This is a genomic window from Cyclobacterium amurskyense (assembly GCF_001050135.1).
Taxonomy (GTDB): Bacteria; Bacteroidota; Bacteroidia; order Cytophagales; family Cyclobacteriaceae; genus Cyclobacterium; species Cyclobacterium amurskyense.
Map to the genome: position 1 here is coordinate 3,245,001 of NZ_CP012040.1, position 14,440 is coordinate 3,259,440.

Here is a 14,440-nt window from a genome sequence, read left to right on the forward strand (position 1 = left end):
GCTTGACTGTAAGGCGTACATGCCGAGCAGGGTGGAAACACGGGTATAGTGATCCGGCGGTACCGAATGGAAGGGCCGTCGCTCAAAGGATAAAAGGTACTCTGGGGATAACAGGCTGATCTCCCCCAAGAGCTCATATCGACGGGGAGGTTTGGCACCTCGATGTCGGCTCGTCACATCCTGGGGCTGGAGAAGGTCCCAAGGGTTGGGCTGTTCGCCCATTAAAGTGGCACGCGAGCTGGGTTCAGAACGTCGTGAGACAGTTCGGTCCCTATCTGTTGCGGGCGTGAGAAGTCTGCGGGGGGCTGTCCTTAGTACGAGAGGACCGGGATGGACCGACCGCTGGTGTACCGGTTGTAGTGCCAACTGCACCGCCGGGTAGCTAAGTCGGGAAGAGATAAGCGCTGAAAGCATCTAAGTGCGAAACTCGCCCCAAGATGAGACTTCTAAACAGGGCCGTCAGAGACGATGACGTTGATAGGCTGTAGGTGTAAAGTCAGAAATGACATAGCCGAGCAGTACTAATAGCCCGAAAACTTGAACACCTTTGCTACGTTGCATTTTCCACAAGACAAGTCAATTTACTTGAGACATTTATATAATTAAAGAAATTAAGTGAAAGCTATCAGAGCTTCACGAAGATTTAGGCGGCCCGGCGCAGGGGACCCACCTCTTCCCATCCCGAACAGAGAAGTTAAGCCCTGCAGCGCCGATGGTACTGGGGTTACACCTGGGAGAGTAGGTCGCCGCCTTCATTGACCCTTAGAGAAATCTAAGGGTCTTTTTTTTGCCTAATCTTTTTATGGGGAAAAGTTTTATTGCCTGGTTTTTTAATAGAACGGCGCTCTACATAGTATGGAATTTCTCAGTACATACTAAAGAAGGGAGTTTCACCTACCCATCTCACTTATAATAAATGAAGCATTTATAAGGCAAAAAATATTACATTATTTTAGTTTTTCTCCCTAGCCCAAACTTATTAGAATTCTTGATCTAGGACGATATCTATACCAGTCCTTAGGAGTTAAATAATTAAGGGCATTTTTAAAATAGAATTGACATAATTTTTTTTATAAAAAAGTCTTTGATTTTGTGAATTATGCTTATAATTTTTATGAAATTCTGTTAAAACTTCGTTTCCAAATGATTATACATGATTAAACCCCAGCTTTATTAATCACCTCTATTGTTTTCCTTAAGCCTGTATTGGCGACTTCTTGTAGGTCCTGTTTCCAATATTCCGGATTGTATAATTCCAGCGATATGCATCCTTTATAACCTGTTGAATTTAAGGTTTTCAATATTTCAGGTAAAGGCAAGATTCCATCACCAGGGTAAACCCTATGTTTGTCCCCCAAAGCTGTTATTTCAGGACTAGCTGGCGCATCTGCAAATTGGAAAATTGCAATAAGATCTCCGTTTAAAAAATTGAGCCCTTCGAAACCACCTTCGCTGATGTGCATGTGAAACGTATCGGGTATAACCATTGCTTTAGGATGATTAGCATCTAAAGCCACGCCAACTGCTTGGCCCAAAGTTTTGAGCGGGAAAAATTTCACAAAAACCAAAGCCGGGTTGATACCATACTCATTTATTCCAATCTCTATTAATTCACGGTATCTTTTGGAAACATATTTTTGATCGTAATTTTCTCCTACAGTATTGGGGATTGTTTGGATGTGTTGGGATTGGATATCAGCAGCCATACGCATTCTGTTTCGGGTATCTTTTAGGGATTCCTTAAATGTTTCGAGCGTTGGAGGTAAGGCATTCCATAATCCGATAACACTTGGTACAAACAAGCCAAGGTCTTTAATTTCTTTTCCCAAGTCCTTTAAGTTGCCTCCTTCTTTTTCAAATTCAGCCAGTTCCCTATCCCAAGGTTCTATAGCATCATAGCCAGCCTGAGCAGCAATTTGAACTTTTTCCCTTAAAGAAGCAGGCCTAATTGTAGCGGTATCCAGACAAATTGGCCAAGGACTTTGGCCTTGTTGGTATCTTTTTTCGATTTGGGAATTGTCTAAGGGGATTTTGGCAGCCAAAGATGGTGATGTTCCTGTTACAACACCAGCCAATGCGCCAAGCCCAATAAATCTTCTACGCTTCATTTTTCTATTCATTACAAGATACTGATATCAATACCAAGGTTTCCAGATGGAAAATGTGATTACTGACTATTTTAATTGTAAATACAATTACAAGCTTTAAAAGCCAAAAGATGGGGGCTTTTGAAGCTTACTTATCTTTTGGCTTTTTTTAACCGGCTATTTAGCAGGTGTTATTTCAAATTTTCTGAATTCAACGGCACCATGATCACCTTGAATCATTATCGGCCCTGCTTCGCCTTCATTGCTATCAATGGCCCCACCAGTGATACCTGGTATGATTTGGTCTGTAATGATGGCTTTTCCATTGGCAATTATAGTAACTCTCCTGCCTATCAATGTGATTTCATAAGTTTGCCATTCTCCGGCTGATTTTGCTACCATTTCATTGGGGGTTAAGAATCCATATACGCCACCGAAATAAATAGAGGAAGGTGGTGTGCCTGGATTGTCTTCAATCTGAACTTCATATCGTCCTCGAAGGTATATCCCACTGTTGCTACCTTTTGGGTAACGGAATTCTGCGCTTAATTTAAAGTCTTCAAATTTCTGGTCTGAGATAAGATTGGATCCCGCAGAATTAGAGGTTAATATGCCATCAATGACTTCCCATTGGTTTTTAGCCCCATCTACATGCCAACCATCCAGGTTCTTTCCGTTAAATAATTCTATTGTTTTTCCCCATTTGGGTGCTTTCTCTCTTACCAATAGTGGCGCTTTTACACCAGTAAAAGAATGCTTTTCACCAGTACTTTGAGTAATTGTACCGGAAAGTTTACCGCCTTTTAACTGCCCATTAAAAATCATGTCCTGATCAGTATTATCCCATTGTGGGGGAATCGCAAACCTTACCTTTCCATTATCATAGTTTACTTTTGCTATAGGTCTGGCACTGCCATTGTGAGCTACATAATACCCAACCAATGTCTTCATTCCAGAAAGTTTTACTTCTAACCATGAAGGTGCCTGTTTGCCATCCATATCCACAGTTAGGTCCCAACGCCCCGTCAACTGCTTTTCATCCTGTGCGCAAGCAATGTTTCCTGTGCTTAGAAAACTGAAAATCAGTAAAGAATACAATAGTAATTTAGATTTTATCATGTTATTTAATTTGAAGTTTATTCCGCTTAAAATTACTTGATTTTTGTCTCCTTTTAAAACTGTTCACCAATTTATTCCTTAATTCCAGATTTCTACGTTTTCAAATATGGTTCTGTTTTTTTTGAATCAGGGATTATACTTACTTTAGTATTATATTAATTCTCTTAATTATGAAATACATATTTCCCTTTATTCTTTTGATCGTTTTGTTTTGTCAGTCAACAGTAATGGCGCAGAAAATTTCTGCTCAAAAAATTGGTGACAGGATAGATGTGATTATTGACGGTAAATTTTTTACCAGTTATCATTTTGCTGAAAATGAGAAATATCCTTTTTTCTTCCCTGTTAATGGACCTTCTGGCGCCTTGGTAACCAGTATGCGGAATGGGGTATACCCACATCATAGCTCTTTGTTTTTTGGTTGCGATAGAGTCAATGGTGGCAATTATTGGCAAGAAGGCCTAGATAGGGGACAAATTGTGTCTTTAAGGGCTGAAATTGAGCAGAATAATGACAGTGAATTGACAATTCTTAATGAGTGCATTTGGACCAGACCTGGAGCTAATGCCCCAATAAAGGATTTTCGAGTGATCACAATTTCTACTACAGCTGATGGTGCTTATCAAATTGATTTTGATGTAAAGATGGAAATGCTGGAGGATGTTACTATTGAAAAAACCAATCACTCTTTGTTCAGCGCAAGAATGGACCAAGACCTTAATGTGCTCAATGGAGGAACCATGATTAACGCAGAGGGAGACCGTGGAGAGAAAGAAACCTTTGGTAAACCTTCTTCCTGGATAGATTTTTATGGCAATCGAGGGGAAGGGCAAGAAGGCCTGGCTGTTATGCAACATCCTTCAAATGACTGGTACCCTTCTCCTTGGTTTACCAGGGATTATGGGTTTATCTCTCCTACGCCAATGTACTGGCCTGAAAATGAAAAAGAAGGTACAAAATTAAAAAAAGGAGATTCAGTAAAGCTCAAATACAGGGTGATCGTACATCAGGGAGATCATTTGGAAGCCGATATTGCAGGGAAATTTAATGTTTACAGCAAAGATTGATTCCGGTTATATGAAGTATAAAATTTCAATACCACATAAACATCCAAGCACAAACCCCAAAAACAATTCAATTGCTAAGTGTCTCCCAAGGTACCACCTAGACCAGGCAATTAAAGGAGTGACAGCCCAAATGACCATGGAGAATTCTCTATTGATTTCCCATAGTCCAAATCCTGTATAAACAGCGATGGCGACGTGTAAGGAAATTTTGGTTTTATAATTAATAAAGAAGGCAAGTAGAAGCAATTGAATCAATACTAGGCTTCCTATAATCACATTGAACGGCTGATTGCTAAACCATAAGGCGGTTAAAACGATTACCGCTAATAATAGGATAAAGCGGTACATTGAGGAACGTTGCGTCCTGATAGATACATCAAAGTTTGAATACAAGCCTTTACGGCTATGGTATAAGTTCCAGGCTATAAGAGGCAATATGCCTAATGAAAGAATTATGATTAGGGTCCAGAACCCCTTTAAGGGGGTATGGATACTGAAAAGAAAGTAGACCAAAAAAGTCAGTAACAAACTAATAGGATGGCCTATTCTGGAAATTAATCGCGCGATTTTTTGTGTCAAAGCTTAAAGTGGATCAATTAATATTTAGCAAACTTAATTCTAATTTAAGTGATTTGATTGATATGGCTTATAATTATGTGTTTTCGATAAAAAAATAAGTTTTCCCTGATTGCTCTATACTTTTTAGATTCTTTTATAAAATTTTAGTGTTAATAGTCTTCTGAATCAAGAAAATACAACCACTTAAGCAATGGTTTAACAAGCTATTGGAACAGGTATTGGATATTTCGTAGCGAAATCTTCCACCCTACCACGAAAAGCTTTAAATTAGCGGCTGCTTAAAACGAAAATGATTAACGCGGCCAGGGCCGATACGAATGGATGTAGCAGTAATTAAATACAATGCAGGAAATGTACAGTCTGTATTGTATGCCATGGAAAGGCTAGGAGTCAATGCGACCTTAACAGATGATTGGGAAACCATAAAAAAGGCAGACAAGGTGATTTTTCCAGGCCAGGGAGAAGCAAGTACGGCAATGAGGTATTTGAAGGAAAGAAAGATTGATCAGTTGATTAAAGAATTGACTCAACCATTTTTTGGAATTTGCCTGGGCTTACAATTGCTATGTGAGCATTCTGAGGAATACGATACCCAATGTTTGGGCGTTTTCCCGATAAAGGTAAAGAAATTCCCCCCTTTGAATAAGGTGCCTCATATGGGGTGGAACAACCTTGAGAATCTGAAATCCCCACTTTTGGAGGGACTGGATGAATCTTCCTACGTTTATTATGTGCATAGCTATTATGCCGAAATAGACCCAAAATACACCATTGCAAGTTCTCATTATATCAATGATTTCTCCGCCATTCTGCATAAAGATAACTATTATGCGATGCAGGGACATCCAGAGAAAAGCAGTGTGACAGGTGAAAAAATTCTTAACAATTTTCTGAAATTATAATGGAAATCATTCCAGCAATAGATATTATAGGAGGTAATTGTGTTCGCCTTACTCAAGGAGATTACAGCCAAAAAAAGGAATACTCATCAGACCCTACTGAGGTAGCAAAAAGATTTGAAGGTGCAGGAATTAAAAGACTACATCTGGTGGATCTGGATGGAGCCAAAGAAAAGAAAATCATCAATACCAAAGTTTTGGAAAGGATTTGTCAAGGTACAGACCTGCATGTAGATTTTGGAGGAGGCGTGCAATCCGATGCCGACATAGCAATGGCTTTCAAGCTAGGTGCAAAACAGGTGACAGGAGGAAGCATAGCAGTGAAAAACCCTGACTTGTTTACAGGCTGGCTAAAATCTTTCGGTGGAGAGAAATTAATATTAGGTGCAGATGCCAAAGACAGGAAAATTGCTATTTCGGGCTGGGAGGAGACGACCGAAATGGACCTGATAGATTTCATCAAAGATTACCATTCCAAAGGTGTGCAGTACGTTATTTGTACGGATGTGGCCAAAGACGGATTGTTGCAGGGGCCATCCTTGGAGCTCTATAAGGAAATAATGAAAGAAATCCCCGGAGTTAAGTTAATAGCGAGTGGTGGGGTAGCTTCGGTAAAGGATTTGGAAGAACTAGAAGCAGCAGGGGTTTATGGAACCATTGTGGGGAAAGCCTTTTATGAAGGAAGAATAAGCCTAGAGGAGTTAAGTAGCTTTACACGAAATTAATATGTTGACGAAAAGAATAATACCTTGCCTGGACATCAAAGATGGGAGAACGGTAAAAGGAGTGAATTTTGTGGAGTTGAGGGATGCCGGTGACCCGGTTGAGTTGGCTAAAATTTATGCTGACGAAGGAGCTGATGAATTGGTGTTTTTGGATATCACTGCCACAGTGGAAAAGAGAAAGACTTTGGTGGAATTGGTAACCAAAGTTGCCATGAAGGTGAATATTCCGTTTACTGTAGGTGGTGGAATATCCGACATTGACGATGTAAAAGCCTTGCTTAATGCTGGAGCAGATAAAATTAGTATAAATTCGGCTGCAGTAAGAAATCCTTCTGCTATCAATCAACTAGCCAGAGAATTTGGAAGTCAATGCATAGTGGTTGCTATCGATACCAAGAATATTGATGGAGTAGATTTTGTCCACACCCATGGCGGAAGAAGGCCTACTTTGCTAAAAACTCAGGAATGGGCAGCTGAAGTTGCCGAAAGAGGGGCGGGTGAAATCTTGCTTACCTCCATGGATCATGATGGAGTAAAAAATGGTTTTGCAAATGACATTACCTCAGAATTGTCCTCTCTACTTCCTATTCCTGTAATAGCTTCAGGAGGAGCAGGCACAATGCAGCATTTTCAGGAAGTGTTTACTGCGGGAAAAGCCGACGCTGCTTTAGCTGCCAGTATCTTTCATTTCAAAGAAATACCTATTCCTGTATTAAAGGATTATCTCGACAAGCAGGGAGTCAACATAAGAAAGATGTCATAAATCTTCAATAGTTTGAGGATTACAATAAATATTTGAGCAATAATTTAGCATGGAAAATATAAATATAGATTTCGAAAAAGTAGATGGGCTGGTACCTGCGGTTATACAGGATGAGTTTACTAAAGAGGTGTTGATGTTGGGCTATATGAACCAGGAGGCCATCGATGTGACGATTAAGAGTGGAAAGGTTACCTTTTTTAGTAGAACAAAGGGTCGTTTATGGACAAAAGGGGAAACTTCAGGTAATTTTTTAATGCTTAAGAATATTGAAGTTGACTGTGATCAGGATACGCTTTTGGTAACAGTAAACCCAATAGGCCCAGTTTGTCACACAGGCAATGATACTTGCTTCGCTCACAGTAATAAAGGGAAAACTCATTTTATTGATCAGTTGAGAAAGGTGATCAAAGAAAGGAAAGAAAACCCTTCAGATAAATCCTATACTACTTCACTGTTCAATGCGGGGATCAATAAAGTTGCCCAAAAGGTAGGAGAGGAAGCTGTGGAAATCGTAATCGAAGCCAAAGATGACAACAAAGAATTGTTCATGGGCGAGGCCGCGGATTTACTGTATCATTATTTGGTATTGCTGGAAGCAAAATCATATGAATTGGACGAAGTAATGGAAGTTTTGGTCAAACGCCATCAAAAGTAAATTTTACTGAGATTGTCCTATTTATTTGTCTATGGCACCTTAAGGAAAGGGTTCAATCATCCTATGGCGGAACTACTGTCGCGGTCCGGTGAGTATTTCACAAGCGGGAAGTGCAATGGTTTGCTGTTTGATATGGGGCCTTATCCTGTTCTCACCCTAAATACGGCCGAAGGTCAATATGTGATCGGGGATGTGTTTTTGCTTCATAATGAACATGAAGTATTGACCATTTTAGATGAGTACGAAGGTGTTGGTGAAAACCTAGAGACAGGCATTACGTATGAAAGGTTGAAAGTAAGCATCGAATCTGAAGAAGGAGTGAAATTATCTGCTTGGATATACCTTCATTTAGGTTCTTTGGATCATATGACGCCTATTGAGGGAGGTGACTATTTGCAATACATTACCGAAAGTAGGTGAGACCAGTAATTTTGGTTGGAGACCTTGATTTGAAGATTTCTTAATATTTATATACCTTTGATTTGTTGAAAAAATCATTTTCCATATTGATAGCTACATTTTTTCTTTTTTCCAGCATTGGCTTGGCGAAAAGTAGCCATATCTGTATGGGCTCTGAAATGTTAAAAGGTTTTGGTTTGTCTGCCAAGCATTTAGAATGCGATATGGATACCCAAAAGCACAACCCTCTTTCAGAAAATGAACAAAAAGAAAGCAAGGATCAGTGCTGTCAAAATCAATTTGAATTGATCCAATTGGAAGTGGATCAAAACCTTAAAGTTGTTAATGTCAGTGCTCCGCAAATGATTTTTATTGCGGCTTTCACACAGGCTTTTCTGCTTGATCAGGCATTGGTTTTGATGCCTGTTTCCATAAGCTCCTTTGACCCTCCCCCAATCAATCCCCAGGATTATACTGTTCTTTACCAAACTTTCTTGATTTAATCTTACCGGATAATTTGGTCAGCAATACTGACCTGTTTTCAGCTGCTTTTTAAAATCAGCGGCTCATTATCTGGTATTTCTCATTATAGGATTAAATCATGCTTAATTCAATCATCAAGTTTTTTCTTGAAAACAAACTTGTAACTGTTCTCCTTATTTTAGTAATAGTAATGTGGGGGATTGTTACTGCACCATTTGGGTGGCAAGTCGGCTCTTTACCTTCTGATCCTGTTCCGGTAGATGCGATTCCTGACATTGGTGAAAATCAACAAATTGTCTTTACGCAATGGCCAGGAAGATCACCTCAGGATATTGAAGACCAAATCTCTTATCCATTGACCACCTATTTATTGGGTATTCCCGGGGTGAAGTCAATTAGGAGTTCCTCAATATTTGGATTCTCCAGCATCTACATCATCTTTGACGAGGATATTGAATTCTATTGGTCGCGCTCCCGAATTTTGGAAAAGCTTAATTCTCTGCCAGCTGATCTGCTTCCAGATGAAGTCCAGCCAGGCTTAGGACCTGATGCAACTGCTCTTGGTCAGGTTTATTGGTATACCCTGGAAGGAAGAGATCAGGAAGGAAATCCAACCGGTGGTTGGGACCTGCACGAAATCAGAACGGCTCAGGATTTCTATGTGAAATATGGATTGAATGCAGTTGAAGGGGTTTCAGAAGTCGCTTCCATAGGTGGATTTGTTCAGGAGTATCAGGTAGATGTAAATCCTGACGCATTAAAAGCTTACAATATCCCATTGACAAAGGTGATGCAGGCAGTGAAACAATCCAACCGAGATGTAGGCGCTAAAACCATAGAGATAAATCAAGCGGAGTACCTGGTACGTGGTTTGGGCTATATCAAGTCTATAGAAGACCTTGAGCTTGCTGTTGTAGCGGTAGAGGACAATGTGCCCATCCGTATCAAAGATATCGCAGTGGTTCAATTAGGTCCTGCAACCAGGCGAGGGCTTCTGGATAAGGGTGGCGCCGAAGTAGTAGGAGGAGTAGTGGTAGCCAGATATGGCTCAAATCCACTTCAGGTTATCAATCAGGTAAAGGAGAAAATTAAAGAAATCGCTCCAGGATTACCCAAGAAAACATTGGCAGATGGTAGGCTCAGTCAATTGACGATTGTTCCATTTTACGATAGGTCTACCCTGATTCAGGAAACCTTAGGAACTCTGGAAGAGGCCTTGTCCTTGGAGATACTTATCACTATTCTAGTCGTAATAGTGATGGTCTACAACCTTAGGGCATCCATTTTAATTTCAAGTTTACTTCCATTGGCCATTTTGATGGTGTTTATAGCCATGCGCTATTTTGGTGTAGATGCGAATATTGTAGCACTTTCCGGTATAGCCATTGCAATAGGTACGATGGTGGATTTGGGGATTATTCTTTCCGAAAACATTATCAAGCATATTGATGAAGCGCCTCCGGAGCAAAAACTAATCACCACAATTTACAATGGCTCCGCTGAAGTTTCCAGTGCCATTCTAACTGCCGTTTCCACAACGATTGTAAGTTTTGTCCCTGTATTTACCATGCAGGCGGCTGAGGGCAAGCTGTTTGGGCCATTGGCCTATACAAAAACTTTTGCATTGCTGGCAGCATTAATTGTTTCACTGTTGATCCTTCCCAGTATCGCACATACCTTTTTCGGATTTAGGATCAATAATCTCAAATATAGAAGAGCTGGAAATATCCTGCTTATTCTAGTAGCTATGCTGGCACTTTCTCAAGGCTATGTTTGGGCGGGAAGCCTTTTGATTTTATTGGCAGGAATTGCACTATTGAGGGATTTTTTGACATCAAGGAACTACAATATTTCTGAAAGTTTTAGGCCCTTTTATAATAACCTGGAAATCATCATTGTGATCGCAGGAGTTGTGTGGTTATTGGCTGGTTACTGGCTTCCATTAGGAGCGGCTAAATCGACCTTCCTTAACTTTCTTTTTGTGGCAATTCTAGTCAGTTTGATCCTTGGGGCATTTATTCTCTTGGAGTACAATTATAAGAAAGTACTAAATTGGTGTCTTGATCATAAAGCTGCATTTTTAACTGTCCCGGCTATCATTATTCTGTTTGGGATTATGGTTTGGCTTGGCTTTAACACAACATTTGGGCTTGTTCCCAAGGCAGCTAAAGCAGTAGGGTGGGACCTTCAGAAAACGAAGGTTTGGTCAGGAATGGCGCATACTTTTCCCGGAATGCAAAAGGAATTTATGCCTTCTTTGAATGAGGGTAGCTTTTTATTAATGCCCACATCCATGCCGCATTCAGGCATAGCCTTTAATCGAAAAGTTCTTGGACAGCTGGATATGCGGATTTCTAATATTCCCGAGGTTGAACTTAGTGTTGGGAAGCTTGGACGGGTTGAATCCGCCTTGGATCCTGCTCCAATCTCCATGTATGAGAATGTAATCAATTACAAGTCAGAGTACCTGTTGAATGAGAAAGGGCACAAGCAGCGGTTTAAAGTAGATAGAGACAATCGTTTTATTCTAACTTCTGGTGATACCGTATCCAATGAGGAGGCACTTACAAAGGAAATAGGTGTTTCTTTACTCATTGCTGATGAAAAGGGTAGGTTCTTTAGGAATTGGCGGGAACAAATTCATTCTCCAGATGATATCTGGAATGAAATAGTGGCAGTAACCAAAATACCTGGCGTCACTTCGGCTCCAAAACTACAACCAATAGAAACACGGTTGGTCATGTTGCAGACAGGTATGCGGGCACGGATGGGAATGAAAGTATATGGGCCAGACCTACAAACAATTGAGGATTTTGGATTAAAAGTAGAAAATATTCTCAAGCAGGTGCCATCGGTGAAAACCGAAGCTGTATTTGCTGACAGGATTGTAGGAAAGCCCTACCTGCATCTCAATATTAATAGAGCGCAAATTGCTCGGTATGGTTTGAGTATTGAAGATGTTCAGGGTACAATTGAAACGGCCATTGGTGGCATGAAAGTGACAACCACTGTGGAAGGACGTGAGCGATTTCCTGTTCGGGTTCGCTATCCGAGAGAGCTTCGTGATGACCCTGAAGCTTTGGGCAAAATATTGATCCCTACACTGACAGGGTCCCAGATCCCTTTGAGCCAGGTTGTAGATTTTGAATACCTAAAAGGGCCTCAGGTAATTAAAAGCGAAGAAACATTTTTGGTTGGTTATGTACTGTTCGATAAAAGGGAGGGTTTTTCGGAAGTTACGGTAGTAGAGGATGCCAGAAATTTGATTCAAAGTAAAATCGAATCCGGTGAATTGGAAGTGCCGGCTGGGGTGAGCTTTAAGTTTTCCGGAAGTTATGAAAATCAAGTTCGTGCTGAAAAGCGCCTGAGTGTAATCGTGCCATTGGTACTTTTGATTATTTTTCTGATTCTTTATTTCCAGTTTCGTTCAGTTACCACCTCGTTGATGGTTTTTACTGGAATAGCCATGGCTTTCAGCGGTGGTTTTATCACCCTATGGTTGTATGGACAAAGCTGGTTTGGGGACTTTGGCCTTTTGGGAATGAATTTTAAAGACCTTTTTCAAATTCACACAATTAATCTGAGCGTGGCTGTATGGGTCGGGTTTATCGCCTTGTTTGGCATCGCAACGGATGATGGGGTGCTTATGGCGACTTATTTAGACCAGAGTTTTGCAAAGAACAAAACAGATAGCCTCAAAGGAGTTAGGAATGCAGTTTTAGAAGCAGGGCAGCGTCGAATTAAACCGGCCATCATGACTTCAGCCACCACCATTATTGCTTTGCTTCCAATTCTTACTTCCTCAGGAAGGGGATCAGACATTATGATACCAATGGCCATTCCAGCTTTCGGAGGGATGATTGTAACAGCGATCACTTATTTTATCGTACCCGTTTTGTATTCGATTCGAGAAGAAAGAAGATTTAAAAACAATTCAATATGAAATTCACCGTCCTATCTATCACGCTTATCTTGATATTGAGTTTTTCCGGGCAAGGCCAGACTTTGGAGGATTATTTTGTGATGGCTGCTGAAAATAACCCTGGATTGAAAGGGAAATACAAAGCGTTTGAAGCGGCTTTGCAAAAAATCCCACAGGCGAAATCACTTGCAGATCCCAATTTGTCTTTTGGTTATTTCATTTCGCCAGTACAAACCAAGCTTGGTCCTCAGCGCATGCGTTTTTCATTGACGCAGATGTTTCCATGGTTCGGAACTTTGCGCATCCAAGGGGATGTGGCGACAATCCTTGCAGAGGTGAAATACAAGGAATTTCTGGATGCTAGGAATAGCCTTTATAATCAGGTTTCAGCAGTCTATTACCCGCTTTTGGAGACGAATGAGTTGATTGAAATTGAAAATGAAAACCTTCAGATTCTGAAAACTTATAAATCAATTGCTACTTCTACCTTCGAAAACGGCAAAGGATCACTAACGGATGCACTTAGGGTAGACATCATGAATACTAGTGCCGAAACAAATTTGGAGGTGCTAAACCAGAAAATTAAGTCTGCTAATGCAAGACTTAACTCCTTGCTAGGAAGAGACTATGATTCACCAATTGAAATTACGGAAAGGTTGACCGTTCCAGATTCTCCCTATCAGGCTTCTATTGATTCCATTCAGCACAATCCATTATTGGAAAGTCTGGATTTGAAAATTCAAGCCGGTGAGTTAAAACATAAATTGGCAATCAAACAGGGCTTGCCAAACCTTGGAGCAGGAGTAGATTATGTGATGGTGGACAAGCTTAATGACATGGCCTTGGTCGATAATGGTAAAAATGTCCTCATGCCGACGGTTACCATGAGCATTCCGATTTTTAGAAAAAAATACGATGCGGCCAAAAAAGAAGCATTGTTATTAACCGAAGCCTACCAAGCAAAAAAGCAGGATGTATCCAATAACCTTTATGGCTCTTTTTATCGGTTTAAGGTAGAAATGGATATTCAGCTTGACCTAATTTCTTCCTTTGACAAGCAAATCCAAACCAGCAAGCAAACACTTGAACTGCTATACAGTTCCTATGCGAATTCGGGAGAAGACTTTGAGGAAGTTTTACGCCTTCAGCAGCAATTGCTGGAGTACCGAAAAATGAAAATCAAAGCCTCTGTAGCCTACTACGCTGCTGATGCGCAACTTAATTATTTAACCGCTAAATCTTACTGATATGAAAAGTAACAATTATCTAAAGTTCTCCGCAATGATGGCTGTTTCATTTGTCATCATGTATGCCGTGATGTTTTTAAATGCAGATCTCTTTGACCATGTCATGCTAAGTACCGCCAGAACCTACATGACAATATTGATGGTAGCACCCATGGCAGTGTCCATGTTACTCTTTATGTGGGGAATGTATGAAAACAAGAAGGTCAATTTTATGATTCTCGGTACGGCTGTCATTTTATTTATAGCTACCCTTACCATGCTCAGAAACCAAACTTTGATCGCTGATGTACAGTGGATGAAAGCGATGATCCCTCATCATTCTTCGGCCATCATGGTAAGCCAAAAAGCACATCTAAAAGATCCGGAAGCACAGCAGCTAGCTAAAGATATCATTGAAGCACAGAAGAAAGAAATTGCTCAAATGAAGGCAATGATCAAGCGACTTGAGGAGTCAGAGTAAAGAACTATAGGGGATTTAATTATAAAGGAAAAGTC

The 14,440-nt window shown here is 40.5% G+C and carries 13 protein-coding genes and 2 rRNA genes (1 of these 15 running past the window's edge); 12 read left to right on the forward strand and 3 right to left on the reverse strand.

Features of this window, described 5'->3' with window-relative positions:
- Together CA2015_RS13425 and rrf are read left to right on the forward strand one after the other, a co-directional pair.
- Window positions 1-545 (forward strand): 23S ribosomal RNA (locus CA2015_RS13425); it begins 2,345 nt to the left of the window's first position.
- A 98-nt stretch (window positions 546-643) separates the two neighbouring features.
- A 5S ribosomal RNA gene (gene rrf, locus CA2015_RS13430) occupies window positions 644-755 on the forward strand.
- A gap of 402 nt (window positions 756-1,157) precedes the next feature.
- Here the strand turns inward: rrf and CA2015_RS13435 are convergent.
- Together CA2015_RS13435 and CA2015_RS13440 are read right to left on the reverse strand one after the other, a co-directional pair.
- A complete protein-coding gene (locus tag CA2015_RS13435; RefSeq protein WP_048644523.1) occupies window positions 1,158-2,108 on the reverse strand; it encodes a sugar phosphate isomerase/epimerase family protein in 951 nt (316 codons plus the stop codon).
- A gap of 156 nt (window positions 2,109-2,264) precedes the next feature.
- A complete protein-coding gene (locus CA2015_RS13440; RefSeq protein WP_048642366.1) occupies window positions 2,265-3,206 on the reverse strand; it encodes a 3-keto-disaccharide hydrolase in 942 nt (313 codons plus the stop codon).
- Window positions 3,207-3,376: 170 nt separating this feature from the next.
- On the opposite strand from CA2015_RS13440, the gene CA2015_RS13445 reads away from it, so the two are divergent.
- Window positions 3,377-4,273 carry a DUF6807 domain-containing protein gene (locus CA2015_RS13445; protein ID WP_048642367.1) on the forward strand — a complete coding sequence of 299 codons (897 nt, stop codon included), beginning with the start codon at window positions 3,377-3,379 and terminating at the stop codon, window positions 4,271-4,273.
- Window positions 4,274-4,279: 6 nt separating this feature from the next.
- Here the strand turns inward: CA2015_RS13445 and CA2015_RS24860 are convergent, their stop codons facing one another.
- Window positions 4,280-4,852 (reverse strand): hypothetical protein, encoded by a 573-nt coding sequence (locus CA2015_RS24860; RefSeq protein ID WP_157470472.1) that lies wholly within the window; start codon window positions 4,850-4,852, stop codon window positions 4,280-4,282.
- 317 nt (window positions 4,853-5,169) lie between these two features.
- Here CA2015_RS24860 and hisH point away from each other — a divergent pair, with 317 nt between their 5' ends.
- From hisH to CA2015_RS13495, 9 genes are all read left to right on the forward strand, one after another.
- On the forward strand, window positions 5,170-5,754 hold the full coding sequence (hisH, locus tag CA2015_RS13455; protein WP_048642369.1) for an imidazole glycerol phosphate synthase subunit HisH: 585 nt from the start codon (window positions 5,170-5,172) through the stop codon (window positions 5,752-5,754).
- On the forward strand, window positions 5,754-6,476 hold the full coding sequence (gene hisA, locus CA2015_RS13460) for a 1-(5-phosphoribosyl)-5-[(5-phosphoribosylamino)methylideneamino]imidazole-4-carboxamide isomerase (protein WP_048642370.1): 723 nt from the start codon (window positions 5,754-5,756) through the stop codon (window positions 6,474-6,476). The genes hisH and hisA overlap by 1 nt, the downstream gene beginning before the upstream one ends.
- Before the next feature lies 1 nt (window position 6,477).
- Entirely contained in the window at window positions 6,478-7,239 is a 762-nt protein-coding gene (gene hisF, locus CA2015_RS13465) for an imidazole glycerol phosphate synthase subunit HisF (protein WP_048642371.1), read from the forward strand.
- Between the two features lie 49 nt (window positions 7,240-7,288).
- On the forward strand, window positions 7,289-7,894 hold the full coding sequence (gene hisIE, locus CA2015_RS13470) for a bifunctional phosphoribosyl-AMP cyclohydrolase/phosphoribosyl-ATP diphosphatase HisIE (protein ID WP_048642372.1): 606 nt from the start codon (window positions 7,289-7,291) through the stop codon (window positions 7,892-7,894).
- 12 nt (window positions 7,895-7,906) lie between these two features.
- The gene (locus CA2015_RS13475; RefSeq protein ID WP_084011768.1) at window positions 7,907-8,314 is read left to right on the forward strand and encodes a gamma-glutamylcyclotransferase family protein; all 408 of its coding nucleotides are present in this window, start codon (window positions 7,907-7,909) and stop codon (window positions 8,312-8,314) included.
- 65 nt (window positions 8,315-8,379) lie between these two features.
- Window positions 8,380-8,796, forward strand: coding sequence for an HYC_CC_PP family protein (locus tag CA2015_RS13480; RefSeq protein ID WP_048642374.1), 417 nt, complete (start codon window positions 8,380-8,382; stop codon window positions 8,794-8,796).
- A 98-nt stretch (window positions 8,797-8,894) separates the two neighbouring features.
- Window positions 8,895-12,719, forward strand: a complete 3,825-nt coding sequence (locus CA2015_RS13485) for an efflux RND transporter permease subunit (RefSeq protein WP_048642375.1) — start codon at window positions 8,895-8,897, stop codon at window positions 12,717-12,719.
- Window positions 12,716-13,945 (forward strand): TolC family protein, encoded by a 1,230-nt coding sequence (locus CA2015_RS13490; RefSeq protein ID WP_048642376.1) that lies wholly within the window; start codon window positions 12,716-12,718, stop codon window positions 13,943-13,945. The genes CA2015_RS13485 and CA2015_RS13490 overlap by 4 nt, the downstream gene beginning before the upstream one ends.
- Window position 13,946: 1 nt before the next feature.
- Window positions 13,947-14,405, forward strand: coding sequence for a DUF305 domain-containing protein (locus CA2015_RS13495; RefSeq protein ID WP_048642377.1), 459 nt, complete (start codon window positions 13,947-13,949; stop codon window positions 14,403-14,405).
- The last annotated feature ends 35 nt before the right edge of the window (window positions 14,406-14,440 follow it).